The sequence below is a fragment of the Pseudomonas sp. R3-57 genome, assembly GCF_051132065.1.
Lineage (GTDB): Bacteria > Pseudomonadota > Gammaproteobacteria > Pseudomonadales > Pseudomonadaceae > Aquipseudomonas.
The window spans coordinates 2,047,970-2,071,942 of record NZ_CP071655.1; the positions used below are offsets into that span (position 1 = coordinate 2,047,970).

Annotated in this window: 23 protein-coding genes; 15 read left to right on the top strand and 8 right to left on the bottom strand. The window is 59.8% G+C overall.

All coding sequences use genetic code 11. The features are described from left to right. Window positions 1–20: 20 nt before the first annotated feature. Together J3P93_RS09325 and J3P93_RS09330 are read right to left on the bottom strand one after the other, a co-directional pair. Window positions 21–734 carry a glycerophosphodiester phosphodiesterase gene (locus J3P93_RS09325; RefSeq protein WP_434596783.1) on the bottom strand — a complete coding sequence of 238 codons (714 nt, stop codon included), beginning with the start codon at window positions 732–734 and terminating at the stop codon, window positions 21–23. A 14-nt stretch (window positions 735–748) separates the two neighbouring features. After that, complete coding sequence (locus tag J3P93_RS09330) at window positions 749–1,330, bottom strand: PilZ domain-containing protein (RefSeq protein WP_203418786.1); 582 nt, start codon at window positions 1,328–1,330, stop codon at window positions 749–751. A 94-nt stretch (window positions 1,331–1,424) separates the two neighbouring features. On the opposite strand from J3P93_RS09330, the gene J3P93_RS09335 reads away from it, so the two are divergent. From J3P93_RS09335 to J3P93_RS09345, 3 genes are all read left to right on the top strand, one after another. Then, on the top strand, window positions 1,425–2,675 hold the full coding sequence (locus tag J3P93_RS09335; RefSeq protein WP_434596786.1) for a lipoprotein-releasing ABC transporter permease subunit: 1,251 nt from the start codon (window positions 1,425–1,427) through the stop codon (window positions 2,673–2,675). Continuing rightward, the gene (lolD, locus tag J3P93_RS09340; RefSeq protein ID WP_093099885.1) at window positions 2,668–3,366 is read left to right on the top strand and encodes a lipoprotein-releasing ABC transporter ATP-binding protein LolD; all 699 of its coding nucleotides are present in this window, start codon (window positions 2,668–2,670) and stop codon (window positions 3,364–3,366) included. The genes J3P93_RS09335 and lolD overlap by 8 nt, the downstream gene beginning before the upstream one ends. Window positions 3,367–3,427: 61 nt before the next feature. After that, complete coding sequence (locus tag J3P93_RS09345) at window positions 3,428–4,672, top strand: lipoprotein-releasing ABC transporter permease subunit (protein ID WP_434596789.1); 1,245 nt, start codon at window positions 3,428–3,430, stop codon at window positions 4,670–4,672. Window positions 4,673–4,803: 131 nt separating this feature from the next. On the opposite strand, the gene J3P93_RS09350 is transcribed toward J3P93_RS09345, so the two are convergent. Together J3P93_RS09350 and J3P93_RS09355 are read right to left on the bottom strand one after the other, a co-directional pair. Continuing rightward, complete coding sequence (locus tag J3P93_RS09350; protein WP_434596791.1) at window positions 4,804–6,150, bottom strand: heavy metal sensor histidine kinase; 1,347 nt, start codon at window positions 6,148–6,150, stop codon at window positions 4,804–4,806. Then, window positions 6,150–6,830, bottom strand: coding sequence for a heavy metal response regulator transcription factor (locus J3P93_RS09355; RefSeq protein WP_090284711.1), 681 nt, complete (start codon window positions 6,828–6,830; stop codon window positions 6,150–6,152). Before J3P93_RS09355 ends, J3P93_RS09350 begins: the two co-directional genes overlap by 1 nt. Window positions 6,831–6,993: 163 nt before the next feature. Between J3P93_RS09355 and copI the strand changes: the two genes are divergently transcribed. Further along, window positions 6,994–7,527 (top strand): copper-resistant cuproprotein CopI, encoded by a 534-nt coding sequence (copI, locus tag J3P93_RS09360; protein WP_434596794.1) that lies wholly within the window; start codon window positions 6,994–6,996, stop codon window positions 7,525–7,527. Window positions 7,528–7,588: 61 nt separating this feature from the next. Then, window positions 7,589–8,419, top strand: coding sequence for an NADPH-dependent 7-cyano-7-deazaguanine reductase QueF (gene queF / locus J3P93_RS09365; RefSeq protein WP_434596796.1), 831 nt, complete (start codon window positions 7,589–7,591; stop codon window positions 8,417–8,419). Between the two features lie 172 nt (window positions 8,420–8,591). On the opposite strand, the gene J3P93_RS09370 is transcribed toward queF, so the two are convergent. Together J3P93_RS09370 and J3P93_RS09375 are read right to left on the bottom strand one after the other, a co-directional pair. Continuing rightward, complete coding sequence (locus J3P93_RS09370) at window positions 8,592–8,855, bottom strand: DUF4404 family protein (protein ID WP_434596799.1); 264 nt, start codon at window positions 8,853–8,855, stop codon at window positions 8,592–8,594. A 108-nt stretch (window positions 8,856–8,963) separates the two neighbouring features. Then, complete coding sequence (locus tag J3P93_RS09375) at window positions 8,964–9,584, bottom strand: HAD family phosphatase (RefSeq protein WP_434596801.1); 621 nt, start codon at window positions 9,582–9,584, stop codon at window positions 8,964–8,966. A gap of 198 nt (window positions 9,585–9,782) precedes the next feature. On the opposite strand from J3P93_RS09375, the gene J3P93_RS09380 reads away from it, so the two are divergent. The 3 genes from J3P93_RS09380 to rssC all read left to right on the top strand — a co-directional run bounded on the left by J3P93_RS09380 (window position 9,783) and on the right by rssC (window position 12,479). Further along, on the top strand, window positions 9,783–10,472 hold the full coding sequence (locus J3P93_RS09380) for an MlaA family lipoprotein (protein WP_203418778.1): 690 nt from the start codon (window positions 9,783–9,785) through the stop codon (window positions 10,470–10,472). A 343-nt stretch (window positions 10,473–10,815) separates the two neighbouring features. Further along, window positions 10,816–11,997 carry a two-component system response regulator RssB gene (rssB, locus tag J3P93_RS09385; protein ID WP_434596804.1) on the top strand — a complete coding sequence of 394 codons (1,182 nt, stop codon included), beginning with the start codon at window positions 10,816–10,818 and terminating at the stop codon, window positions 11,995–11,997. Continuing rightward, window positions 11,997–12,479, top strand: coding sequence for an anti-sigma factor antagonist RssC (rssC, locus tag J3P93_RS09390; RefSeq protein WP_003226553.1), 483 nt, complete (start codon window positions 11,997–11,999; stop codon window positions 12,477–12,479). The genes rssB and rssC overlap by 1 nt, the downstream gene beginning before the upstream one ends. A 215-nt stretch (window positions 12,480–12,694) precedes the next feature. Here rssC and tal read toward each other — a convergent pair whose 3' ends face one another. Beyond that, window positions 12,695–13,621, bottom strand: a complete 927-nt coding sequence (gene tal, locus J3P93_RS09395) for a transaldolase (RefSeq protein ID WP_093099902.1) — start codon at window positions 13,619–13,621, stop codon at window positions 12,695–12,697. 202 nt (window positions 13,622–13,823) lie between these two features. Next, window positions 13,824–14,780 (bottom strand): cellulase family glycosylhydrolase, encoded by a 957-nt coding sequence (locus tag J3P93_RS09400; protein WP_434596809.1) that lies wholly within the window; start codon window positions 14,778–14,780, stop codon window positions 13,824–13,826. 294 nt (window positions 14,781–15,074) lie between these two features. Here J3P93_RS09400 and J3P93_RS09405 point away from each other — a divergent pair, with 294 nt between their 5' ends. The 7 genes from J3P93_RS09405 to J3P93_RS09435 are packed head-to-tail and all read left to right on the top strand — an operon-like array spanning window position 15,075 to window position 23,415. Beyond that, window positions 15,075–15,515, top strand: a complete 441-nt coding sequence (locus J3P93_RS09405) for a low molecular weight protein-tyrosine-phosphatase (protein WP_208940419.1) — start codon at window positions 15,075–15,077, stop codon at window positions 15,513–15,515. 39 nt (window positions 15,516–15,554) lie between these two features. Then, window positions 15,555–17,783 (top strand): polysaccharide biosynthesis tyrosine autokinase, encoded by a 2,229-nt coding sequence (locus J3P93_RS09410; protein ID WP_434596811.1) that lies wholly within the window; start codon window positions 15,555–15,557, stop codon window positions 17,781–17,783. Window positions 17,784–17,823: 40 nt separating this feature from the next. Beyond that, complete coding sequence (locus tag J3P93_RS09415) at window positions 17,824–18,906, top strand: glycosyltransferase (RefSeq protein ID WP_090284689.1); 1,083 nt, start codon at window positions 17,824–17,826, stop codon at window positions 18,904–18,906. A 14-nt stretch (window positions 18,907–18,920) separates the two neighbouring features. After that, on the top strand, window positions 18,921–20,033 hold the full coding sequence (locus J3P93_RS09420; protein ID WP_093099912.1) for a polysaccharide pyruvyl transferase family protein: 1,113 nt from the start codon (window positions 18,921–18,923) through the stop codon (window positions 20,031–20,033). Then, the gene (locus J3P93_RS09425) at window positions 20,030–21,262 is read left to right on the top strand and encodes a phosphoribosylaminoimidazole carboxylase (protein ID WP_434596813.1); all 1,233 of its coding nucleotides are present in this window, start codon (window positions 20,030–20,032) and stop codon (window positions 21,260–21,262) included. The genes J3P93_RS09420 and J3P93_RS09425 overlap by 4 nt, the downstream gene beginning before the upstream one ends. After that, window positions 21,253–22,356 carry a hypothetical protein gene (locus J3P93_RS09430; RefSeq protein WP_434596815.1) on the top strand — a complete coding sequence of 368 codons (1,104 nt, stop codon included), beginning with the start codon at window positions 21,253–21,255 and terminating at the stop codon, window positions 22,354–22,356. Before J3P93_RS09425 ends, J3P93_RS09430 begins: the two co-directional genes overlap by 10 nt. A 12-nt stretch (window positions 22,357–22,368) precedes the next feature. After that, the gene (locus tag J3P93_RS09435) at window positions 22,369–23,415 is read left to right on the top strand and encodes an acyltransferase family protein (RefSeq protein WP_434596817.1); all 1,047 of its coding nucleotides are present in this window, start codon (window positions 22,369–22,371) and stop codon (window positions 23,413–23,415) included. Window positions 23,416–23,973: the final 558 nt, after the last annotated feature.

Here is a 23,973-nt window from a genome sequence, read left to right on the forward strand (position 1 = left end):
GGAGACCGATTTCAGCAATTCTAAAGGGTGGCAGTGGCCAAACCGGGAAAGTCTGTAATCAGGCTGTCAACGCCGAAGTCGGCGAGTCTGCGCATCAGCGCAGGCTCGTTGACGGTCCACACCGACACATGCAGCCCCTGACGCTGCGCCTTCTGCAGGCGTTCCGGCGTACACAGTGTCCAGTTCAGCGCGAGAATTTCGCAGCCATAGCTCGCCGCGACCTTCAACGGGTCGAGCCAGGCGTATTCGGCGACCAGTCCACGCGACACATCCGGCACCAGATCCAGCGCCGCTTTCAGCACTTCCCGCGAACTCGAGGTGATCGTCACCCTGTCGAGCAGGCCATGGCGCTGAGCCATTTCGCGAATCGCCAGCACGGTGGTTGCCGCGCGGGTGCGCGAAGCGCTTTTGACTTCCAGCTGCCAATGCTCGAAATCACACTTCTCGAACAGCTCTTCCAGCGTCGGAATCGGGCACGGTTTGACCCATCCGGGCCCGCCCTTGCGCGCGTCATAGGTAACCAGCTCGGCGGCGGTGTGCTCGACCACCTTGCCGCGCCGGTCAGTGGTGCGCTTGAGCGTCGGGTCGTGAATGACCATCAGCTCGCCGTCCTTGGACAGGTGCAGGTCCAGTTCGCAGCGGCGCACGCCGTGTGCAAGACAGGCCTGAAAGCTGCTCAGGGTGTTTTCCGGTGCTTCGCCCTTGGCGCCGCGGTGGCCGTAGATAAGGGTCACGGTTCTTCCTTAAGTTAAATGCCTGATTCGTTCTGTTCGCGGGCCAGACGTCGTTCCTGAGCCTGCTTCTGCAAGATATAGCGGGCCAGCAGTTGGCGCTGGGCGTCGGTCAAGTGTTCGAACTCGGTGCCGACGTCGTAGCCATCGCCCTTGGGATCACAGTGAGTCACCCGGGCGCGCAGCAGCAGGCCCAGGGCCTGTGGCATCAGCACCAGTTTCACCGACAGGTGTGCGCCCGTGGCGACCGGCGTCGGGTACTGAAACTCGATGCCGCCTTCAGAGATGATCACCGGTTGCGGCTCGCCGATGTGACCGAGCACGGTCAGGGCGACCACCTGGCTGAGCAGGTCGATGCGTTTGTTCTGGGATTTGAGGAATGCAGCGATGGCGCGGTCGCGCTCGCTGATCTGGCGCAACAGGTGCTGCGACTCGAATTCGCTCAGGTGCAGTTCGCTGAGCAGGTTGAAGAGTGGGGAAGCATCCTGCAACACTTCCTCGCCTGCGGCTTCGGGAGCGGACAGGGGCCGAATTTCCAGTGCGATCATGTCCTCGATACGGTAGTATTCGCGGCGATCTTCTTCATCTAATGTCGACATGGCGAACCCATGGTAGCGGCGGTGGTCTGAGTGTAAAGCTGGTTATCGACCCCCGCCACAAGGACGTTCCTTTTCCCTCCGAACAAGCCCCGACATGTTCAGACCTCTCTTCGTATTTATCGGCACGCGTTATACCCGTGCAAAGCGTCGCAATCATTTTGTGTCCTTCATTTCCCTGACTTCGATGATCGGGCTCGCCCTTGGCGTGGTCGTGATGATCGTCGTGCTGTCGGTGATGAACGGCTTCGATCATGAGATGCGCACCCGCGTGCTGGGCATGGTGCCCCACGCCACCCTGGAAACCGGCGAGCCGATCAACGACTGGCAGAGCCTCGCCGCCAAGGTGAAACAGAACCGGCAGGTGACGGCAGTAGCGCCGTTCACCCAGATGCAGGGCCTGCTGACCAATAACGGTCAGGTCTCCAAAGTGCTGCTCAATGCCATCGACCCGGCCCTCGAACGCAACGTGTCGATCATCGACAACTTCATGAAGCAGGGCAAACTCGACGACCTGACGCCCGGCAGCTTCGGCATCGTCATCGGCGACAAGGCCGCGACCAAGCTGGGTGTCGGCATCGGTGACAAGGTGACCTTCGTCGCGCCGGAAGTCAGCGTGACCCCGGCCGGGATGTTCCCGCGCATGAAGCGCTTCACCGTAGTCGGCATTTTCCACGTCGGCGCCGGCGAACTCGACGGCTATCTGGGTGTGACCAACCTGCAGGATCTGGCCAAGATGCATCGCTGGAAAGCCGATCAGGTGCAGGGCCTGCGCCTGAAGTTCGACGACCTGTTCCAGGCGCCGCGCGAGGCTTGGAACATTGCCCGGCAACTCGGCGAGGACCGTTACTACGCCCGCGACTGGACCCGCACCCACGGCAATCTGTATCAGGCGATCCGCATGGAAAAAGCCATGATCGGCCTGCTGTTGCTGCTGATTGTTGCCGTCGCCGCGTTCAACATCATTTCCACGCTGGTGATGGTGGTCAACGACAAGAAGGGCGACATCGCCATCCTGCGCACCTTGGGCGCGACACCGGGCACGATCATGCGCACGTTCATGGTGCAGGGCACGGTGATCGGCGTGGTTGGCACCGCAATCGGCGCGGTGGTCGGGATTTTCGCTGCGCTCAATGTAAGCGCGGCCATCTCGGCACTGGAAGGCCTGATCGGCCACAAATTCCTTAATGCTGACGTGTATTTCATCGATTATCTTCCTTCGCAGGTGCAGAGCCAGGACGTGGTCATGGTCTGCGCCGCTGCGTTGGTCCTGAGTTTCCTCGCCACCCTGTATCCCGCCTGGCGTGCCGCGCGCACCCAGCCGGCGGAGGCGTTACGTTATGAGTGAGTCGGGCATGAGTGAACAAGCAATCCTGAGCTGCCGCAACCTGGGCAAATCCTATGAAGAAGGCCCGGAGTCGGTACAAGTGCTGGCCGGTCTGCAACTGGAGTTGCATCCGGGCGAGCGGGTGGCGATTGTCGGCAAGTCGGGTTCGGGCAAAAGTACTTTGCTCAATCTGCTCGGCGGCCTCGATACACCGACCCAGGGCAGCGTCTGGCTTGATGGCGAAGAGCTTTCGGCGCTGAGCGAGAAGAAGCGCGGCCTGTTGCGTAACCGCGCGCTCGGCTTCGTTTACCAGTTCCACCATTTGCTGCCGGAATTCACCGCGCTGGAAAACGTCTGCATGCCGCTGTTGATCGGCAAGACGGCTATTCCCGAAGCGCGTCAGCGCGCCACGGCCTTGCTGGAACGTGTCGGCCTCGGCCATCGCCTTGAACACAAGCCTTCGGAGCTGTCCGGCGGCGAACGCCAGCGTGTGGCTATCGCCCGGGCACTGGTGAACAATCCTGGCCTGGTGATGCTTGACGAGCCGACCGGTAACCTCGATCTGCACACGGCCGAAGGCATTCAGGATTTGATGCTTGAGCTGAGCACTTCGATGCGCACAGCGTTTCTGGTGGTGACTCACGACATGAATCTGGCCCGCCAGATGGACCGCGTCCTGCAGTTGCAGGAAGGCTGCCTCACGCCTATCTGACTGGTCGAAACCCGATGCCTGAGGGCGTCGGGTCTTTTATTTTTATACGGTGCCCCAGCGAATGTTCAGACCGTTATCGATCTTTATCGGCACGCGCTATACCCGCGCCAAGCGCCGCAATCGCTTTGTTTCGTTCATCTCGATGACCTCGATGATCGGCCTCGCCCTCGGTGTGCTGGCGATGATCGTGGTGCTGTCAGTGATGAACGGCTTCCAGCGCGAGATGAGCTCGCGCATCCTCGGCATGGTGCCGCACGCAACCATCGTCGGCGTCAAACCGATCGACGATTGGCAACCGGTCGCCGCCGCCGCGATGAAGAATCCGGAAGTGACCGCCGCCGTGCCGTTCACTGAGATGGAAGGCATGCTGTCCTACAAGGGTTCGATGCAGCCGATCCAGATCAGCGGCGTCGATCCGGCGCAGGAAGGCAAGGTCTCGATCGTCGCCCAGCACATTGTGCAAGGCCGTCTCGATGCGTTGAAACCTGGCGAGTTCGGCGTGGTGATCGGTGAGATCACCGCGCGACGTTTCCGCCTGAATGTCGGTGACAAGATCACCCTGATCGTGCCGGAAGTCAGCACCGCGCCGGGGGGGGTCACCCCGCGTATGCAGCGTTTGAACGTGGTCGGCGTGTTCAAGGTCGGCGCTGAGCTGGATGGCTTGATGGGTCTTATTCACGTCGCCGATGCCGCGGCCATGCAGCACTGGCAGCCGAATCAGGTGCAAAGCGTGCGGCTGGCGGTCAAGGACCTCTACGCGGCGCCGAAGGTCTCCTCGGACATCGCCGCTGGCCTGGGCGCCGAGTTCAAGGCCGATGACTGGACCCACACCCAGGGCAGCCTGTTCAGCGCGATGAAAATGGAAAAAACCATGATCGGCCTGCTGTTGCTGATGATCGTCGCGGTGGCGGCGTTCAATATCATCGCCACGCTGATCATGGTGGTGAACGACAAGGGCGCGGACATCGCCATCCTGCGCACCATCGGCGCCACGCCACGGCAGATCATGGCGATTTTCATGGTCCAGGGCACGGTGATCGGCATTGTCGGCACCATCATCGGCGGCGTGCTGGGCGTGATTGCCGCGCTGAATGTCAGCGAAATGGTCGGCTGGGTCGAGCGCGTCAGCGGGCAGCACATCTTCAGTTCCGACGTGTATTTCGTCAGCAACCTGCCCTCGGAATTGCAGGGCGGTGATGTGCTGTTGATCTGCTCGGCGGGTTTTATCCTGAGCTTCCTGGCGACGGTGTACCCGGCGTGGCGGGCGGCGAAGATCGAGCCGGCGCATGCGCTGAGATATTCCTGAGTTTGGCAGGCTCGTTCCCACGCTCTGCGTGGGAATGCCTCAACGGACGCTCCGCGTTCGGCCTTGAAGGGACGCAGAGCGTCCCGGGCTGCATTCCCACGCAGAGCGTGGGAACGATCAACTTGTCAGCCTCAGGCTCGGGGCAACTCGATCACAAACCGCGTCACCCCAGCTTCTGATTCGCAATGAATCTGCCCTCCATGGGCGCGAACGATCGATTGCGTAATCGCCAATCCCAACCCTGCATGTTCACTGCTGCCTTCCTGGCGCGCCGGATCAGCCCGGTAGAAGCGGTCAAACAACCGCGGCAGCAACTCCTCTGAAATTCCTTCTCCACTGTTCTGGATGCAGACGCGAACAGAGTTCGCCTGATCGGCAATGCTCAGCCGCACATAACCTTCAGGCGGGGTAAACCGTAGCGCGTTATCCAGCAGATTCGACAAGGCCCGGCGCAACATGCCGCGATCACCGTCGATTCGCGCTTGGCCCTCTCGACTCAATTCAATCCCGGCGTCCTCCGCCAACGGCGCAAAAAACTCCAGCAGCGCATCGCTTTCTTCCGCCAGCTCCAGCGCTTCGCGCTTGGGCACCAGCAAGCCGTGATCGGCCTTGGCCAGGTACAACATGTCGTTGACCAGTTGCGCCATCCATTGCAGTTCTTCGAGGTTGCTGTGCAGCGCTTCGCGATAGTCCTCGAGCGGGCGAGGGCGGGTGAGGGTGACCTGGGTGTGGGTCAGCAGGTTGGACAACGGCGTGCGCAATTCATGGGCGATGTCGGCCGAGAATGCCGAGAGCCGCTGAAACGAGTCGTCGAGGCGTGCGAGCATGGCGTTGAAGCTGTGGGCCAATTCGGCAAGTTCGGGCGGCATTTGCGTTTCCGGCAGTCGGGCGTTGAGCGACTGCGCGGAAATCCCCCGGGCCACCGTGCTCATGCGCCGCAACGGACGCAAGCCACTGCGCGCCGCCCAGGCGCCGAGCAACGCGGTGGCCAGCGCTGATAAACCCATGGTCAGCCAGATCAGGCGCTGCATGCGTTGCAAAAAGTGCTGGTGGTGGGTGATGTCCAGCAGCAGCGTTAGCTGCGGTGAATCCGCCGTGTCCGGATACAGCGGGGCGCGCAGTACGCGGTAATCGGTGCCGTCAGTGCTGATCGTCGACAGGCCCGGTTGTAATGGCAGGTTTTTCGGAATTTGTGCGGAGCTGTCATACCAATGCTGACCATCGCCGCTGGTGATGCGCAGCGAAAGATCGGCCTGGCGGCTCAGCTCGTCCGCCAGACGCGCGTCGCGTTGAGCGGGCTGAATATCCTGCAAGGCGCGACGCAGAGCGACCAATTTCGTCTCCAGTTGCTGCTGGTCGAGTTCAATAAAATGCGCCTCGCTGGCGCGATCGAACAGCACGCCGGCGAACAGCGATACCACAGCAGTGCAGGCGGCAAACAGCAGGGCCAGGCGCGAACTCAACGAAAGCCTGCGCATCAGGCGCCACGCTCTTCGAGCACATAGCCCATGCCGCGCACGGTGTGGATCAGCTTGTCGGGGAAGTCGTCGTCGATCTTCAGGCGCAAACGGCGGATCGCCACTTCGATGACATTGGTGTCGCTGTCGAAATTCATGTCCCAGACCTGCGAAGCGATCAGCGACTTCGGCAACACCTCGCCCTGGCGGCGCAGGAGCATTTCCAGCAGGGCGAATTCCTTGGCGGTCAGGTCGATGCGCTGGCCGCTGCGCTCGACACGGCGGCGGATCAGGTCCAGGCGCAGATCGGCCAGTTGCAGGCTGGTTTCCTGCGGGGTGGCGCTGCCGCGACGCAACAGACTGCGCACCCGCGCGAGCAGTTCGGAAAAGGCGAAGGGCTTGACCAGATAATCGTCGGCGCCGAGCTCAAGGCCGTGAACCCGGTCTTCCACCGCGTCTTTGGCCGTGAGAAAAAGTACCGGCGTATCCAGCCCGGCACTGCGCACTGCCTGGACAATCTGCCAGCCACTGCGCCCCGGCAACATCACGTCGAGGATCAATAAGGCGTAATCACCGCTCAGCGCCAATTGCTGACCGCTGTTGCCGTCAGCCACCAGCTCCGTGTTGAACCCGGCCTCGGTCAGGCCCTGGCGCAGGTATTGGCCGGTTTTCGCTTGGTCTTCGACAATCAACAGTTTCATGGGCGGCTCGGGTGTTTTCCGGTGTGCAAACGATAGCGTTATACCTTGGCCCCACGCGGCAGGTGCCAACCTGACAAAGTTGTAATCTGCCTGTCAGGTGAGTGCCAGCGCATGGCGGCTAGAGTGTCCCACAGGCTGAACCTTATCTTGTTGGAGCATGACAATGTTTTTGCGTAAATCCCTGATGTTGGCCGCCGGTCTGCTGGCGCTGAGCGCACCGGTGTGGGCGGCGCCGGCGCACACGTTCGATTTTGGTCAACCCGCGTCGGCCGCCCAGGCTTCTCGCAGCGTTGAGGTGGTCATGGGTGATATGTCGTTCGATCCCAAGACCCTCCAGATCAAGCCCGGTGAGACGATTCGTTTTGTGCTGGTGAACAAGGGCCAGTTGCTGCACGAATTCAACCTTGGTGACGCCGCGATGCATGCCAGCCACCAGCAGGAAATGTTGCAGATGCAGCAGAGCGGCATGCTTACGCCTACCGGCATGAAGGAAATGTCCCACGACATGGCCGGCATGGACCACGCCGCGATGGGTCACGGCATGAAGCACGACGATCCCAACAGCGTGCTGGTCGAGCCGGGCAAGACCGCTGAATTGACCTGGACCTTCAACAAGGCGACGAGCCTGGAATTTGCCTGCAACATTCCCGGGCATTATCAGGCCGGCATGGTCGGCAAATTGACTGTCAGTCAGTAAGCACTCAAAGGCGCGGGCAAAGGCTGGTAGAATCCGCTGATTCTTCAGTCAGGTTTCCGCCATGCATCCCGCAGCCGAACATTCGCCGCTGGGCAAATCCAGCGAATACATCGCCACGTACACGCCGTCCCTGCTGTTTCCGATTCCGCGCACCGCGAAATGGGCCGAGCTGGGTTTGACCGCCGAAACCCTGCCGTACAAAGGCGTGGATTTCTGGAACTGCTTCGAACTGTCGTGGCTGTTGCCCTCGGGCAAACCGGTGGTAGCGATCGGTGAATTCAGCATCCCGGCCGATTCGCCGAACATCATCGAATCGAAGTCGTTCAAGCTGTATCTGAACTCGCTGAACCAGACGCCATTCGCGGACATCGCCACCCTTGAGGCCACGCTGGTCAAGGACTTGTCCGCCGCGGCCGGCAAACCGGTGGGCGTGCGCGTTCGCAGCCTCAAAGAGGTGGAAGCGGAAGGTGTCGTGGCGGTGCCGGGTGTGTGCATCGATGATCTGGATATCAGCGTCAGCAACTACGAACATCCGCGCCCGGAACTGCTGCGTTGCGACGATTCGCGCGTCGTCGAAGAAAGCGTGCACAGCCATCTGCTCAAGTCCAACTGCCCGGTGACCAGCCAGCCGGACTGGGGCAGTGTGGTGGTGGAATATCGTGGCTCGGCGCTGGATCACGCCAGCCTGCTCGAGTACATCGTCAGCTTCCGCCAGCATTCGGACTTTCATGAACAGTGTGTCGAGCGGATTTTCCTCGACCTGCAGCGCTTGTTGAAGCCCGAGAAACTCACGGTGTTTGCGCGGTATGTGCGTCGCGGTGGGCTGGATATCAATCCGTATCGCAGCACTGAAAGCGTACAGCTGCCGAATCATCGGCTGGTGCGGCAATAAAGATCATCTGTAGGAGTGAGCCTGCTCGCGATAGCTGATTGACGTTCAGTACTGATGTCGACTGATACACCGCTATCGCGAGCAGGCTCACTCCTACAGGGGGCCGCGTTGCAAATCCCGGGAATGAAAAAGCCCTGCCATCGCTGGCAGGGCTTTTTTGTGCGGCGGGGGATCAGATGCCCATGCTGCCCAGGGTATTCATGATGTTGCGCAGGGTACCGGCGATGGTCGGGTGTTCCACTTCAAAGCGCTCCACCGCCAGGTTCACGCCGTCTACCAGGTTGTTGTCCTGAAGCTGATTTTCCAGCTGGATCTTCGACTCGATCTGCCCCATCAGTTCATGCAGATGCGTGCGTTCTTCTTCAGAGAGCGGCGGATTCGAATCCAGTTGCTCGCGCAGGGCGTTAAGTTGTTCTTGCAGGTCGCGGGCGGGCATGGTGGTTTCCTTTTATCAATAGGCACTGGCATTGACCGCAGCCGTGCGCCAAAGGTCGGTGGCTGACCTTTAGATTAATCCACTCACGCCAAACCTGCATGATCCTGGTCAGGGCTTTTCGCCTTTGAGGCGGCGCAGGTTGATGTCCGCCAGACAGGTGTCGAGCTCGCTCAGATGATCGATCACCGAATGCACGCCAAGAGCGAACAGCTGCATCGTCGCCTTGCCACGCAACATCTCGCGCTCCTTCTGGCCCAATGCTTGCCATTCCACAGGCGCCAGCCCGCAGAGTGAACCGCAGGAGGCGAGGCCGATGGTCCACAGTCCGGCGTTGAGGCCTGATTGCAGCAATCGCGGTTCGCCACTGACCAGCACGCAACCATCAAGGCTGTCGACGTTCAACGCCATCAGCGCTTGCCAGCAAGCATTGGGCGCTGGCCATGGAATTGTTGTTGCCGAATGTTGCGCAGGTTTGATCCAGGATGGCAGCGCGGCTGACAACGACTGCGTCAGGGCGGCGGGCAGCTCATCCAGCCAGGCACAGGGAATCTGCTGGCGCTGCAAGCTGCGCAAGCTGTCGAGCGCACCCGGCGTGGCCTCGGCGTGCTCGGGCAGGGCGTTGGCCTGTTGCCGTGCACGCGCGCCGAAATCCACCAGGCAACCGCTCAGGCCAAACAGCACGGCAGTCAGGCGCGAGGCGGTGAGGGGCAAGGTTTCGGCGTGAGTCATGGCAACGTCCCTGAAATAACGCTCAGGCTAGGGCGCGTCGGTGACAGTTGGATGACAATGACGTGAACGACCCGCGCGGAAAGATCCTACAGATCGCTGCATCGGTCAGACTGTCCAAACCGGCGTTTACGCTTATACTAGCGGCCTTAATGCCCGGACTCCGACGTCCGCGACGCTACAATCCAAGGAGTTTTTTCTATGCGCTTGAGCCATCCGCTCGCTCAGCTTTGTGTCTACGCCGGCCTGTCGCTGGCGCCGTTGGCCAGCCAGGCGGCCACGGAAGATGATCCTTGGGAAAGCGTCAACCGTCCGATCTTCCAGTTCAACGACTTCGTTGACACTTACGCGCTCAAGCCGCTGGCGCAGGGTTATGAATTCGTCACACCGCAGTTCGTTGAAGACGGCATTCACAACATGTTCCGCAACGTCGGCGACGTCACCAACCTGGCCAACAACATTCTGCAGGCAAAGCCAGCGGCCGCTGGCGTCGACACGGCACGTCTGATCTTCAACACCACGTTCGGTCTGCTTGGCTTCTTCGACGTCGGCACCAAGATGGGCCTGAACCGCAGCGACGAAGATTTCGGCCAGACCCTCGGCTACTGGGGCGTGGGCAGCGGTCCTTACGTGATGCTGCCGCTGATGGGCCCGAGCACTTTGCGTGACGCACCGTCGAAATACGTCGACGGCTTTACCGGCCCATACCGCTACATCGACCACGTGCCGACTCGCAACTCGATCTTCGGCCTGAACATCGTCGACACCCGCGCCAGCCTGCTGTCGAGCGAGAAGCTGATCAGCGGCGACAAGTACACGTTCATCCGCAACGCCTACTTGCAGAACCGCGAGTTCAAGGTCAAGGATGGCCAGGTCGAAGACGATTTCTGATTTCGACCGGTAAACAGGAAGGCGACCTCAGGGTCGCCTTTTTTGTCTGTGAAGCAGGCGCGACCCGGCAGGGTGACCTTCCATCCGGTTACGCTTCCGGCGGTTCTTATAACTCTCGGTGCTTTGACAAACAAAGTCGTCAAGCGACCATCGGCGCACGCTTGAAACGCTCTGCGGATGGGAGTACCGTCTGCGCCTTAGAAGGGCACCTCTGTTTAAAACCGCGCGCAAAGCGAATGCTTGAAAGCGCTGCAGCAGAGAGGCTAGAAAGCGAATCCAGTAGTCTGTGCAAGGCCCGAGGCCTCGCCGCTACGCCAACCTAATTCTGGCGCCGTTTGCCCACATGCCAAAAACCAGTGCCACGCTGCTGATAATCGATGATGACGAGGTAGTGCGCGCGAGTCTCGCGGCCTATCTGGAAGACAGTGGTTTCAGCGTCCTGCAGGCCGGCAACGGTCAACAGGGTCTTCAGGTATTCGAGCAAGACACGCCCGACCTGGTCATCTGCGATCTGCGCATGCCGCAGATGGGCGGTCTCGAACTGATTCGTCAGGTTACCGAGCGCTCACCGCAAACGCCGGTGATCGTCGTTTCGGGTGCCGGCGTGATGAACGACGCGGTCGAGGCCCTGCGCCTGGGCGCGGCGGATTACCTGATCAAGCCTCTCGAAGATCTGGCGGTGCTCGAGCATTCCGTGCGTCGAGCCCTGGATCGTGCGCGCCTGCTGCTGGAAAACCAGCGCTACCGCGAGAAGCTGGAGAAGGCCAACCGCGAGCTTGAGGCCAGCCTCAATCTGCTCCAGGAGGACCAGAATGCTGGTCGCCAGGTGCAGATGAACATGCTGCCGGAAAGCCCGTGGAGCATTGACGAGTTTCAGTTTGCCCACCAGATCATCCCGTCGTTGTACCTGTCGGGGGATTTTGTCGACTATTTTCGCGTCGACGAGCGCCGCGTGGCGTTTTATCTGGCGGACGTTTCCGGGCATGGCGCGTCTTCGGCGTTCGTCACCGTGCTGTTGAAGTTCATGACCACGCGCTTGTTGTTCGAATCCAAGCGCAACGGCACATTGCCAGAATTCAAGCCTTCGGAAGTGCTCGGTCATATCAACCGGGGGCTGATCAGTTGTAAGCTGGGTAAACACGTCACAATGGTCGGTGGAGTCATCGACGAGGAGACCGGTTTGTTGACCTATAGCATCGGCGGCCATCTGCCGTTGCCTGTGTTGTACACGCCTGACAGTGTTCGTTATCTCGAAGGCCGTGGTCTGCCGGTGGGGCTGTTCAATGAAGCCACCTACGAAGACCACGTACTTGAGCTGCCGCCGACGTTCAGCCTGACGCTGATGTCGGATGGCATTCTGGACCTTTTGCCAGAACCGACGCTCAAAGAAAAAGAAGCCGCTTTGCCTCAACGGGTGAAGTCGGCGGGCGGCAGCCTGGATGGTCTGCGGCAAGTGTTTGGATTGGCCACGCTAGGGGAGATGCCGGATGATATCGCCCTGTTGGTGTTGAGCAGGAATCTTTAATGAGTACCGGTAGAATCCAGTTCGCCGAGCAGGACGGCACCTTCGTCCTGAAATTCGTCGGTGAAGTTCGCCTGACCCTGTGTTCGGCGTTGGATGCGACTATTGAGAAAATCTTCACCGCGCTGAATTTCAACGCGATCGTGATCGATTTGACCGAAACCCGCAGCATCGACAGCACGACGCTTGGCCTGCTGGCCAAACTGTCGATCCTCTCGCGGCAAAAGGTTGGCCTGTTGCCGACTGTCGTCACCACCCACGAAGACATCACCCGGCTGCTGCAGTCGATGGGTTTCGAGCAGGTGTTCAACATCGTCAATCACCCGGTGCCATGCCCGGAGTGCCTGGACGACCTGCCGGATCAGGACCAGTCCGAAGAAGTGGTGCGGATCAAGGTGCTCGAAGCGCACAAGATCCTCATGGGCCTGAACGATTCCAATCGCGAAGCGTTCCATGACCTGGTGAATGCCCTCGAGCGGCATTGATAGCTTGAGATGAGGGTAGGGCCTGATGGCCCTATCGCGAGCAGGCTCACTCCTACAGGTTCTTCACTCGACACATATTCTGCGATAAGGCCACAGATCCCCTGTAGGAGTGAGCCTGCTCGCGATAGCTCTCTCCAGAACACTGAAATTTCCCGACAGACAAAAAAAGGGCGAACCCTCACAGGTTCGCCCTTTTTGCGTTACGCCAACTCAGTTCACAGCTTGGCCTGCAACAGCGCCTCGAGCTTTTCCTGGTCACGGGCAAACTGACGAATGCCCTCAGCCAGTTTCTCGGTGGCCATCGCGTCTTCGTTGGACAACCAGCGGAACTGCGCCTCGTTGAGGCTCAGACGGGCTTCGCCGGCATTGCCCGGCGCCAGTTTGCGCTCCAGCTTGCCGGTATCGGCGGCCAGCTTGTCGATCAGGTCCGGGCTGATAGTCAGGCGGTCGCAACCGGCCAATTGTTCGATCTGGCTGAGGTTGCGGAAGCTCGCGCCCATGACCACGGTCTTGTAGTCATTGGCCTTGTAGTAGTTGTAGATGCGGGTGACCGACTGCACGCCCGGATCATCGGCGCCAGTGTAGTCGTTGCCGTTGGCTTTCTTGTACCAGTCGTAGATGCGGCCCACGAACGGCGAAATCAGGAATACCCCAGCGTCGGCGCAGGCGGCGGCCTGGGCGAAGGAGAACAGCAGGGTCAGGTTGGTCTGAATGCCTTCTTTTTCCAGCACTTCAGCAGCGCGGATGCCTTCCCAGGTCGAAGCGATCTTGATCAGTACACGGTCGCGGCCAATGCCGGCCTTGTCGTACAGCTCGATCAGGCGATGGGCGCGTTTGAGCACGGCATCCTTGTCGAACGACAAGCGCGCATCCACTTCGGTGGAGATACGGCCCGGAATGACCTTGAGGATTTCCTGGCCGACCGCAACGCCGAAGCGGTCGCTGGCCAGGCCGACATCGCCCTTGCAGTCGCTGACGCAGGCGTTGAGCAGCTCGGCGTAGGCCGGAATGGCCGCCGCCTTGAGCAGCAGGGAAGGGTTGGTGGTGGCGTCGACCGGTTTGACCCGGGCGATCGCTTCGAAGTCGCCGGTGTCGGCAACAACGGTGGTGAATTGTTTGAGTTGTTCCAGCTTGGAAGTCATGGGCGTGCTCTGTCCTGTGGGTCTGGTGACATTACCCGAGCGCTGACAGCCACTCAAGGGCGGTTGCGTGTCTCGATGGCCCCTGCGGCAACAACCTGAAAACGATTGTTTGAATGGCGGGGCGTGGTACCGATGAATACGATGCCAAAACCGCGCACAGGTTCAAAGCAACCGACCTGCGAACAGAGCGGTCGCCCAAGACTCACTCGGCATTCAACAGTGCTTCGACCGACAGTCGCGCCGGTTTCGGCTGGCCGTCAGAGGTCAGCAAGCCAAAGTTCTGCTCGCGTTCGTTGCTGCCTGACGCGCTGTTGCGCCATTCGTAGATCGAGGTCAGCGGGATGTTCAGCCGTTTAACGTCGGCGATGAATGCGTTGATCTTGCTGGCCTGCCCCTCGACACCGCCGTTCGAGGCGAGCGCCGACACTCCCCACTCACTGATCACACCCGGCAGATTGAAATTCTGTTGAATGAACGTTTGCGCATTGCTGATCTGCGTCGCCGTCATGCCGTAAGGGTGATAGGACACCGCGTCGAGGCACTGCGGGTAATCGCTGACGATGCGGCTCAGCGCCGCGGTCGACGCCGAGCCGGCGCTCGGTGGCCGGGCGAAGCCGAAACCGACCACCGGGGTCAGTTGCGGCTGTGCCTGCAGGGTTTTGCACACGCCGCTCATGAACGGCACAAAGGTCGTGGAGAAATTGCGCGTCGGCCAATAGGTTTCCAGGTCCGGCTCGTTCCACAGTTCGATTGCTACCAACTGGGTGCTGTACGACTGTTGCAGGCCGTTGACGGCTTTGGCGAAGGTCTCACCGGCGCTCGTCAGCTCGGCGGGCGTGGTGGCCGGCAGCGCCTTGATCGCGCGCACGGTCAGCAGCACCGGCAGCCCGGCTGATTTGGCGGCGGCGAAGGCGTTGCTGACTTGTTGCTGATAAGTCCTGGCGCTGAGGCTGTCGCTCCACACGCCGAAGCGCACGAAGCTGAAACCGGCGGCTTTGATCTGCTCCGCGTCGTCGGCGGTGAAGCTCTGGATTTTTACCTGAACACCAATGGTCCTCGTGGGCAGGTTGGGAAACAGTTCGCTGGCCTGGGCCTGAGTGGTCGCGCCCAGCAGCATCAGGGTCAAGGCGCCGGCGCGTTGCAAATGGGTCGGTTTCATGTCTGCTCTCCCGAAGAGAAATGACAACTGCGAATTAATCATCGTGTAACTGAATTTTCGAACGGGGTACTGGCACTTAGTGCACGAATGTTATTTTTTGTCGGAAAACAAACGCTCGAAAATCACAGTTATTTTTAGTCCGCTAATTGTGGTTGGGGCGCTTTTAAACGCTGTGGTACTTAATACTTCGGGACTAACAGGGCGAATCTATTTCCGAGTGCAGAAAGATCTTGAGGGTTCAATCGAATGCTCTCGGGATATTGGCCGTTTGACATTACACAGGAAAGTAAAACCTTGTTCAAAAAGATCCTTGTTGTCTGCGTGGGCAATATTTGCCGGAGTCCGACGGCAGAACTGTTGTTGCGCAATGCGCTGGGTTCCTCGGCCATCAGTGTGGCCTCCGCCGGCCTCTCGGCACGGGTTGGCGAGGGCGTCGAGGCGTCTGCGCGGCAGGTTCTCGAAGAACACGGGCACAGCGCCGAGAGTTTCAAGGCGCGGCAACTGACTGCGGATATCGTCAATGACTCGGACCTGATCCTGGTCATGGAAAAACAGCACGTCAATCAAGTACTGAAGATTGCCTCGCACGCCCGAGGCAAAGTGTTTTTGCTTGGCAAGTGGCAGAGCGAGCGCGAAATACAGGATCCGTATCGTCAAGGCAAGGCCGCTTTTATTCATGCCCACGCATTGATTGAAGACGCAGTTAGTTCATGGGCAAAGCGCCTCGGGCAATGACCCATATTCTTCAGAACAGTCAATGGTAAGAACAGACTTATGCAGTTACCGTCAGTAATCGGCACCCGTGACAATGATCAAGACAGTATTGATCTGCTCGGCATATTCGGCAGCCTGATCGATCAGAAGTGGTTGATCGGCGCATTGACCGGCGCCTTTATGGTCGCCGGCGTGGCTTATGCAGTGTTGGCCACGCCTGTGTACCTGGCGAATGCGCTGGTGCAGGTCGAGCCGAAAAAGAACGACATGCTCGGTTTCTCCGACCTCAACAGCATGCTCGGCGGGCAATCGCCGTCGGTGACCGAAATCGGCATCATCAAATCCCGCGCGGTGATCGGCAAAACCGTCGACGACCTGCGTCTGGACATCGACGTCACGCCGAAAACCTTCCCGATGATTGGCGGTTTTCTCGCCCGCCGTTATCGCGGCGAAACCGAGTCCAGCGTCGCCGCGCCGCGCTTCGGCCTGAACAGTTACGCCTGGGGCGGCGAGCGCCTGGAATTCGCCCGGCTCAATCTGCCCAAGGAATTGCTCGGCAAGAAACTCACGTTGATTGCCGGCGAGCAACAACGCTTTCAGCTGTTCGATGACAACGACAACCTGTTGGTCGAAGGTCGCGCCGGTGAAGCGTTCGCCCAGGATGACGTCGAAGGCCTGATCACGCAGCTGTCGGCCAACCCCGGTACGAACTTCGAAGTGGTGCGCAATCCGCGGATCGTGACCATTCAGGGTTATCAGGACGCGCTGGATATTTCCGAGCAGGGCAAGGAGTCGGGGATCATCCGTCTGGCGCTGGCCAGTTCCGATGCGGCTGAGGCGGTGAAGATCCTCAACAAGATCGCCGCGCTCTACGTCGAGCAGAACGTGCGTCGTACTTCGGCGGAAGCGGCGCAGAGCCTGGCGTTTCTGCAGAGTCAGTTGCCGCAGGTCAAGCGTGATCTGGCCAAGGCCAGCGATGCGCTGAACGCCTATCAGACCCACGGCAAGACCGTGAACATCTCGCTGGAAACCCAGTCGGTGCTGGGCCAGTCGGTGGCGCTGGAAACGCGCATCTCCGAGCTGAAGATGCAGCAGGCGGAGCTGGACCGCAAGTTCACCAAACAGCATCCGGCCTATCGCGCCTTGATGAGCCAGATCGGTGAGTTGACCCAGCAACAGAAGTCGCTGGAAGGCAAAGTCCAGGACTTGCCGGCGACCCAGCAGGAACTGCTCAACCTGACCCGCGACGTCGAAGTCGCCTCGCAGATCTACACGCAGTTGCTCAATAAATCCCAGGAACTGGACATCGTCCGCGCCGGTGCGGTGGGCAACGTGCGCCTGGTCGACACCGCCGACGTCGACCTGACCAGCCCGGTCAAGCCGAAGAAGCCGCTGATCGTGCTGATCGCCACGTTCCTTGGCGCCTTTGTTGGCGTGGCGCTGGTGCTGCTGCGCAAATCGCTCAGCCGCGGGCTGGAAGGTCCGGAGGCGATCGAGCAACTGGGTTTGCCGGTGTACGCGTCGATTCCTTATAGCGCGCTGCAAGAGGAAGAAGACGGCCGAAAAGGGCGCGCCCGCGACGGCGTCGACAAACCGGCGTACTTGCTGGCCCTGCGCAACCCTACTGACCTGTCGATCGAGTCGATTCGCAGCCTGCGCACCTGCCTGCACTTCGCCGGGCTCGATTCGACCAACAACCGCATCATGATTTCCGGGCCGAGCCCGCAGGTCGGCAAGACCTTCGTCTCGTCCAACCTCGCGGCGGTCATGGCCTTGAGCGGCCAGCGCGTGGTGCTGATCGACGCCGACATGCGCAAAGGTCACCTGCACAAAACCCTCAACACGCCGATCAGCAACGGCTTGTCCGACCTGCTGGTCAAGCGTTGCAGCATTGATGAGGCGATCCACACCGTCGAAGTCGACAACCTGCATTTCATCAGTCGCGGCCAAGTGCCGCCGAATCCTTCCGAGCTGCTGATGCACGCGAATTTCCGCGACCTGCTGGCCGAGCTGAGCGAGCGCTACGACCTGGTGATCATCGATACGCCGCCGCTGCTGGCGGTCACCGACGCGGCGATTGTCGGCCGTGAAGCCGGGATCAGCCTGATCGTCACGCGCTTTGGGGTGAACCCGGCGAAGGAAATCGAACTGACCATCCGCCGTTTCGCGCAGAACGGCATCGAGCTCAAAGGGGCGGTGTTCAACGGCGTCGAGAAGCGTGCCGCCAGCTACTACGGCAACGGTGGCTACGGCTATTACAACTACGAATACGCGTCCGACAAATCCTGAAATCTGGCGATTGTCCTTTCCTGTTTGAAGTGGGTGAGTTGTGAAGAAAATACTGCACGTGGCAGAGACGATCAAAGGTGGCGTCGCGACGGTGATCCGCACGATTTCGGCTTCCCCCGAAGGCGACGCGGCAAACTACGAGCTGGTGTATCTGGTCCCCGAGGATCAGGAAAAAGAACTGCACGGCATCGCGCCGCCGCAGATTCGCACCTTCGCCCGCACCGGCCGCAACGTGCCGTCGTTGTTGCGTTTCGCCTGGCGGCTGAGCCAGGTGCTGATCAAGGAAAAACCCGATGTGGTGCATTTGCACAGCACCTTTTCCGGAGTGATCGGGCGCTGTGTCTGCGTGCTGTTGCGACCGTGGCGCAAGCCGCAGATCGTCTATTGCCCCCACGCGTTTTCGTTCCTGATGGAAAGCTCGCCGACCAAGCAGAAGGTCTATGCGTGGATCGAGCGGGTGCTGCAAAAAGTCACCGATGTGATCATCTGCGTCAGCCAGTACGAGCTCGACAAAGCCGCGCGGTTCGGCATCGAGCGCAAGCGCATGAAACTGATCTACAACGGCATCCACCACAAGGATGACGCGCCGAAAGCTGCGGGAACCGAGCCGATTCATCTGTTGTTCGTCGGCCGTCTCGATTATCAAAAAGGCTTCGACGTGTTGCTCAAGGCCTTCGCCAAAGTCCAGCGCAAGGACCTCAAACTGACGGTGGTCGGCAGTGCGGTGAACGAGGATTCGGTGGATTGCCCGCCGATGGACTCGGTCGAATACCTGCCGTGGGTAACGCCCAGTGAAGTGCAGGCGCTGTATCAGAAAGCCGATGCGCTGATCGTGCCCAGTCGCTGGGAAGGTTTCGCCATGGTGCCGCTGGAAGGCATGGCCATGGGCTTGCCGGTGATTGCCAGCAACTGCACCTCGCTGCCGGAACTGGTCACCAACGAAGTGTCCGGCTACGTCTTCCCCAGCGGCGACCACCAGGCACTCGCCGATGTGCTGACGATCATCCAGAAACCGCGCCTGCTCGACCTCGGCAACGAAGGCCGGAGCATCGTCCGCGAGCGGTTCAGCGCCGCGTTGATGATTCGCCAGACCTACGACCTGTATCGCGCTCCCACTTATTAAGTAGAACTCACGCTATGAACGTAACGATTTTGCACGGCTACAGCGCCTCCAATTCCGGTGACGGTTTGCTCGTCGACCTGGCGATTGCCCTGGTGCAGCGCAACTTTGGTGAAGACACTGCGATCAGCGTCGTCGCCTCCGATCCGGACTCCTTCAACTACCTGCCGCACCCGCGCTTCGACGCGCCGGTGATGGCCGCCAAAGGCCTGGGCCGGGTCAAGCAGGCGGTGTTCCTCAACCAGTCCTACGCCGGGCTCGCGGATCTGTTGAAAAAGACCGACCTGATCGTTGGCGTCGGCGGCGGTTACATGCGCTCGAAAAGCGCCTTCGAACACATCAAGTTGAAAATCGGCCACGCCAAACAACTGGAGACCGCGATTCTCAGCAAGGTGCCGTCGGTGTACCTGCCGCAGAGCATCGGCCCGTTCCACGGCGAGAGCAGCAAGATCGTCGAGCACTACGCCAGCGCTGACGCGGTGTTCGTCCGCGACAACCGCTCCTCGGCGATTTTCGACGCTTGCGAAAACGTCTACCGTGCGCCGGATCTGGCGGTGCAGTCGCTGGCCAGCAAGATTCTTCAGCAGCCCAAGTTCACCCGTTGCGCCGCATCGCCGGCCACGGTGTGCGTGGTGCTGCGCAAGCCGCCGGAGTGGAGCAAAGAGAAGAAGGTCGCTTACGTCGCCAACCTGAAATTGCTCCTGCAACGCCTGAAGAACAAAAGCAAAGTGGTCTGTGCCGTGCAAAGCGCGGTGCGAGGCAATGACGACGGCGCGTTTTATCGCGAACTGGGCATCACTGAAGACCTGCTGTCGCTGAAAGCCACGATTGCCAAATATCAACCGGACCTGGTGATTTCCGTACGTCTGCACGGTGCCATCGAATCGCTGCTGTCCGGCGTGCCGGCCTACCACATCAGCTACGAGCGCAAAGGTTTTGGCGCCTATCAGGACATGGGTGTCGAAGACTGGGTGATCAACGGCGGTGACATTGACGTCGACACCATCATCAACACCGTTTACGCGCCGAATGCCTTGGCGGATTTCGGCAAGCGCCTGACCGACACCTGCCGCGAGATCGAGGCAAAAACCGTGGCCATGGACGAGATCATCAAGGGTGTCGTTCGATGATATTTCGCCTGTTGCTTCGCGGCGGGGCATTGGGCGCGAAGTTTTTGCTGGTGCTCGCGATCACCCATTACCTGGGCTATGAGGCGCTGGGTTTCTACGGCGTTGTTGTGGCGGCATCGCTGATTGCGTCGAAGTTCTACAGTGTCGGGTTCAGTTCCGAGATCAATCGCTTGATCAGTGTTGGCGGCAGTTCGCGCCGGGTGGTCGACAAAGTCCTGCTGCTGTATCTGGCAGTAGGGCTGCTGTTGTCGGTGGTCACGGTGCTGATCTATTCGTTGTTCCAGCAGGTCGAAGCGACCGCTGCGCTGGTGCTGTGCGTGACGTTGGTACTGCTCACCGAACACCTGTCGTTCGAGATCAACTCCTTCGTCTTTTCTGCACAGAAAGCCACCGCCGGGGCCTTGCTGTTTTTCATCAAGACCGGTCTGTGGGCGGTGTTGGCGGTGGCCGGGATGATGCTCGGCTGGGTCGCGGGCATCGCCAGCGTGTTGTGGCTGTGGGTCGCCGCCAACGTGCTGGTGATTATCGCCGGTTATCTGATCGTGGCGCGGGTACACAAGGGCCGGGAAGCAGCGTTGCTGGACACCGCCACCGTGTGGAAGGCCGGGCTGCCGTTCTACCTCGGCACCGGATTGATCGCGCTGAGTCAGTACGCCGAGCGCTTTCTGATTATCGATCTGGAGCCCTACGCCAGCCTTGGCAAATATGTGTACGCGTGGTCGGCGGCGAACACCTTGCAAGCGTTGTCGTATGCGGTGGTGGCGGTGGTCGGGATTCCAGTGTTGGCCAAGCGTTTTCAGGCCGATCAACAGGCGTTCACGGTCAAGCAACTGTTCGTGAACAAGTGGGTGATGCGCTCACTGCTGGTCTCCGCTGTTGTCGCCGTGGCGATCTATGTGTTTTTCAACCTTGTGCTCGATTACGTCGCCACCAGCGTGCCGCGTCCGGATAACGCCATCCTCGGCGTGCTGATTTTTTCCTTCGCGCTGCGGGCCATCGGCGACATCGTCTGGGGCGGTTTGATCGCTTCGAAAAACAGCCGGGTGTCGCTGGCCAGCGCGGCGATCTGCCTGCTGATTTCGGTACCGGTCAGCTACGTGCTGATCAAGCATTACTCGATTTACGGCGCGGCGTGGGGCAACGTTTTCGCCGTCGTTGTGCAACTCGCAGTGATTGCGCTGTTGACCCGCGTCACTGCGGCGAAGAAGGCTGCGTTGTCATGGGCCTGAAGTTGCCGTGCATCGAGTTTCGCGGCAAGCGACTCGATTCTTCGATTTCGTTTCTGATCCTGTTTACCGGGCTGTTTCTCTCGGTGGCGATGCCGCTGTTGGTCCCGCGTGATCCGGGCCCGGATGCGATGACCTTGTGGTCATCCTATGCGCGCGCCGACAACTGCAATTTCTGGAACCCGTTCTCGCCCGATCGCTCGTCCTACGAGTGCTCGGCGTTCCTGCTGCGGCCCACCGGGATCAACCTGACCAACGCCTGGGCCTACGGCATATTCTGCAATTTTTTCCTCACGGCGATTCCGGTCGTGGTGTTCCGGCGCATGCCGCTGACGATCTTCGGCACCTTGTGTCTGTGGGGCATCGTCCGTTCATTTTTCCTCGAAAACCTGACCAAGGAAATCATCGTCTCGGTGGCGGTGTTGAGCATTCTGCTCAGCTCGTTGACACGCAAATATCGCGGCGGTTTTTTCTTGTCGGCGGTGATCTACGGCGTGCTGATCCGACCGTACTGGATTCTGTTTTCGCTGTCGTGGGTCGGCGTCTGCGTGATGAAGAAGTACGTGTCGCGCACGACGTTCTTCCTGATGTTGTTCCTGTTTTACCTCGCGGTGGCCATGTCGATTCAGATCGCCCTGGGTTTTCCGGTGTCGTCGATTCGCGCCAGCAACAACGAACTGCGCACGGCGGGGGAGGAGGGCTCGAAGTCGTTGATCGTGTCGTGGCTCAGCGGCAGCGATTTCGTCTCGCAGGCGCTGGACTCAATGATCATTTTCTTCCGCCTGTCGTTCCCGGTGGAGCTGATCCTGCTGTCCGGGCCCGGTCAGGTGATCTTCGTTGCGCTGATGATCATGACCGCGCTGCTGCTGTTCAAAGTCATCACCTCGACCGATTACAAGGGCGCGCCGATCCAGACCAAACCCAAGGAACTGATCGCGATCCCGTTGGCGTTCCTGCTGGTGCAAGGCTTGTTCGAACCGGACTTCGGTTCCTTTGCCCGGCATTTTTCGATGGTGGTGCCGGTGTTGTTCGTCGGCCTCGGCTTGATGCTGCGAGCGAACAAACCGGTGCAGGTTGAATCCAGAATTCTGAATTGAGGCAGGTGCTGTATGTCGAGCAAGAAAAAGTCCCTGGAGATCGAAACCCTGCGTGGCCTGGCATGCCTGCTGCTGGTGCTGTACCACGTCATCGGGCCGCTGGGCGGCGGGTTGAAGATCGATATCGGCTCGCCGTTACGGGTCATCGCCGACTCGATGGTGTACGTGCGCATGCCGCTGTTCACGTTCATTTCCGGGTACATCTATTCGATCTACAAGATCCGTGGCAATGACTTCAGTGCGTTCTGCAGCGGCAAGGTGCGCCGTTTGATCGTGCCGCTGTTTTGCGTCGGCGTGCCGTTCTCGGTGCTGCAAGCGGTGGGGCCGGGGGTGAACAAGGATGTCGGGGTGATCGACGCGTTGCTGTCGTTCTGGGTGCCGATCAACCACTTCTGGTTTTTGCAGGCGGTGTTCATCATTTTCATCTTCGTCGGCCTGCTGGAGTGGCGCGGTCTGCTGCGTTCGGCGACGCGCCTGTATGGGCTGTTTGCCTTTGCTGCGCTGTTGTTTCTGCTGCCGCCGCTGCCGCTCGATGCGTTCGGCATCAACGGCGCGATTTATCTCCTGCCGTTTTTTGTCGCAGGGATGATCGGCCAGGAAAATGTCGAGGTGTTGAAACAGCGGTTCAAGGTGTTTGGGCCGCTACTGTTTGTGCTGATCTCGTTGACGTTGCTGTATGTCGCGGCAATTGATCGCGAGTTGATCGTCGACCGTCGCAGCCTGATCGGCCTGGCGGTGGGGTGTGTATCGTGCATTGCGTTGTTGTCCAGTGACATGCGCTCGAAAGCGCTGACCTGGCTAGGCGGATATTCCTATGCGATTTTTCTGTTTCATGTGCTGTTCGCGGCGACGTCACGGTTTGTGCTGGGGCGCCTCGGCGTGAAGGATGAGAGCCTGCTGGTACTGGGTGGCTTGAGTGTCGGCTTGCTCGGGCCGGTGGTGTTGGCGATGATTTTCAGCCGGTTCAATTTCACCTCGGTGTTGTTCCTTGGTGAAAAGGCGAGCAGGAAGAAACCAGCGGCGGTCATCACCCCCGTGGTGCAAACCCAGAGCAGCTAAAAGCTTCGCGAGCAGGCTCGCTCCCACAATGGATTTGTGCACGACGCAGAACCCCTGTGGGAGCTGGCTTGCCAGCGATAGCGACCTGTCAGACATAGATTTACTAACTGACCCACCGCCATCGCTGGCAAGCCAGCTCCCACAGGTTTCGTGACATGAATACATGTTGTGGATGACTGAGAACCCTGTGGGAGCGAGCTTGCTCGCGAAGGGGCCATTTCAGACTGGAGGAAATTTTTGCATGGTGGCAGTCGATGACGCCCAACCCGTGTCTCCCACGATGGATTTGTGCACGACACAGAGCCCCTGTGGGAGCTGGCTTGCCAGCGATAGCGACCTGTCAGACAAAGATTTACTAACTGACCCACCGCCATCGCTGGCAAGCCAGCTCCCACAGGTTTCGTGACATGAATACATGTTGTGGATGACTCAGAACCCTGTGGGAGCGAGCCTGCTCGCGAAGGGGCCATTCCGGACTGGAGGAAGTTTTTGCATGGTGGCAGTCGATGACGCCCAACCCGTGTCTCCCACGATGGATTTGTGCACGACACAGAGCCC

Bases quoted from the DNA above. Each gene is read 5' to 3' on its own strand.
- rssC (WP_003226553.1), top strand. From the start codon at position 11,997: ATGAGTACCGGTAGAATCCAGTTCGCCGAGCAGGACGGCACCTTCGTC.
- J3P93_RS09425 (WP_434596813.1), top strand. From the start codon at position 20,030: ATGATATTTCGCCTGTTGCTTCGCGGCGGGGCATTGGGCGCGAAGTTT.
- J3P93_RS09330 (WP_203418786.1), bottom strand. From the start codon at position 1,330: ATGTCGACATTAGATGAAGAAGATCGCCGCGAATACTACCGTATCGAG.
- tal (WP_093099902.1), bottom strand. From the start codon at position 13,621: ATGACTTCCAAGCTGGAACAACTCAAACAATTCACCACCGTTGTTGCC.
- J3P93_RS09350 (WP_434596791.1), bottom strand. From the start codon at position 6,150: ATGCGCAGGCTTTCGTTGAGTTCGCGCCTGGCCCTGCTGTTTGCCGCC.
- copI (WP_434596794.1), top strand. From the start codon at position 6,994: ATGTTTTTGCGTAAATCCCTGATGTTGGCCGCCGGTCTGCTGGCGCTG.
- J3P93_RS09435 (WP_434596817.1), top strand. From the start codon at position 22,369: ATGTCGAGCAAGAAAAAGTCCCTGGAGATCGAAACCCTGCGTGGCCTG.
- rssB (WP_434596804.1), top strand. From the start codon at position 10,816: ATGCCAAAAACCAGTGCCACGCTGCTGATAATCGATGATGACGAGGTA.
- J3P93_RS09370 (WP_434596799.1), bottom strand. From the start codon at position 8,855: ATGCCCGCCCGCGACCTGCAAGAACAACTTAACGCCCTGCGCGAGCAA.
- J3P93_RS09345 (WP_434596789.1), top strand. From the start codon at position 3,428: ATGTTCAGACCGTTATCGATCTTTATCGGCACGCGCTATACCCGCGCC.
- J3P93_RS09400 (WP_434596809.1), bottom strand. From the start codon at position 14,780: ATGAAACCGACCCATTTGCAACGCGCCGGCGCCTTGACCCTGATGCTG.
- J3P93_RS09420 (WP_093099912.1), top strand. From the start codon at position 18,921: ATGAACGTAACGATTTTGCACGGCTACAGCGCCTCCAATTCCGGTGAC.
- queF (WP_434596796.1), top strand. From the start codon at position 7,589: ATGCATCCCGCAGCCGAACATTCGCCGCTGGGCAAATCCAGCGAATAC.
- J3P93_RS09410 (WP_434596811.1), top strand. From the start codon at position 15,555: ATGCAGTTACCGTCAGTAATCGGCACCCGTGACAATGATCAAGACAGT.
- J3P93_RS09380 (WP_203418778.1), top strand. From the start codon at position 9,783: ATGCGCTTGAGCCATCCGCTCGCTCAGCTTTGTGTCTACGCCGGCCTG.
- J3P93_RS09375 (WP_434596801.1), bottom strand. From the start codon at position 9,584: ATGACTCACGCCGAAACCTTGCCCCTCACCGCCTCGCGCCTGACTGCC.
- J3P93_RS09335 (WP_434596786.1), top strand. From the start codon at position 1,425: ATGTTCAGACCTCTCTTCGTATTTATCGGCACGCGTTATACCCGTGCA.
- lolD (WP_093099885.1), top strand. From the start codon at position 2,668: ATGAGTGAGTCGGGCATGAGTGAACAAGCAATCCTGAGCTGCCGCAAC.
- J3P93_RS09355 (WP_090284711.1), bottom strand. From the start codon at position 6,830: ATGAAACTGTTGATTGTCGAAGACCAAGCGAAAACCGGCCAATACCTG.
- J3P93_RS09430 (WP_434596815.1), top strand. From the start codon at position 21,253: ATGGGCCTGAAGTTGCCGTGCATCGAGTTTCGCGGCAAGCGACTCGAT.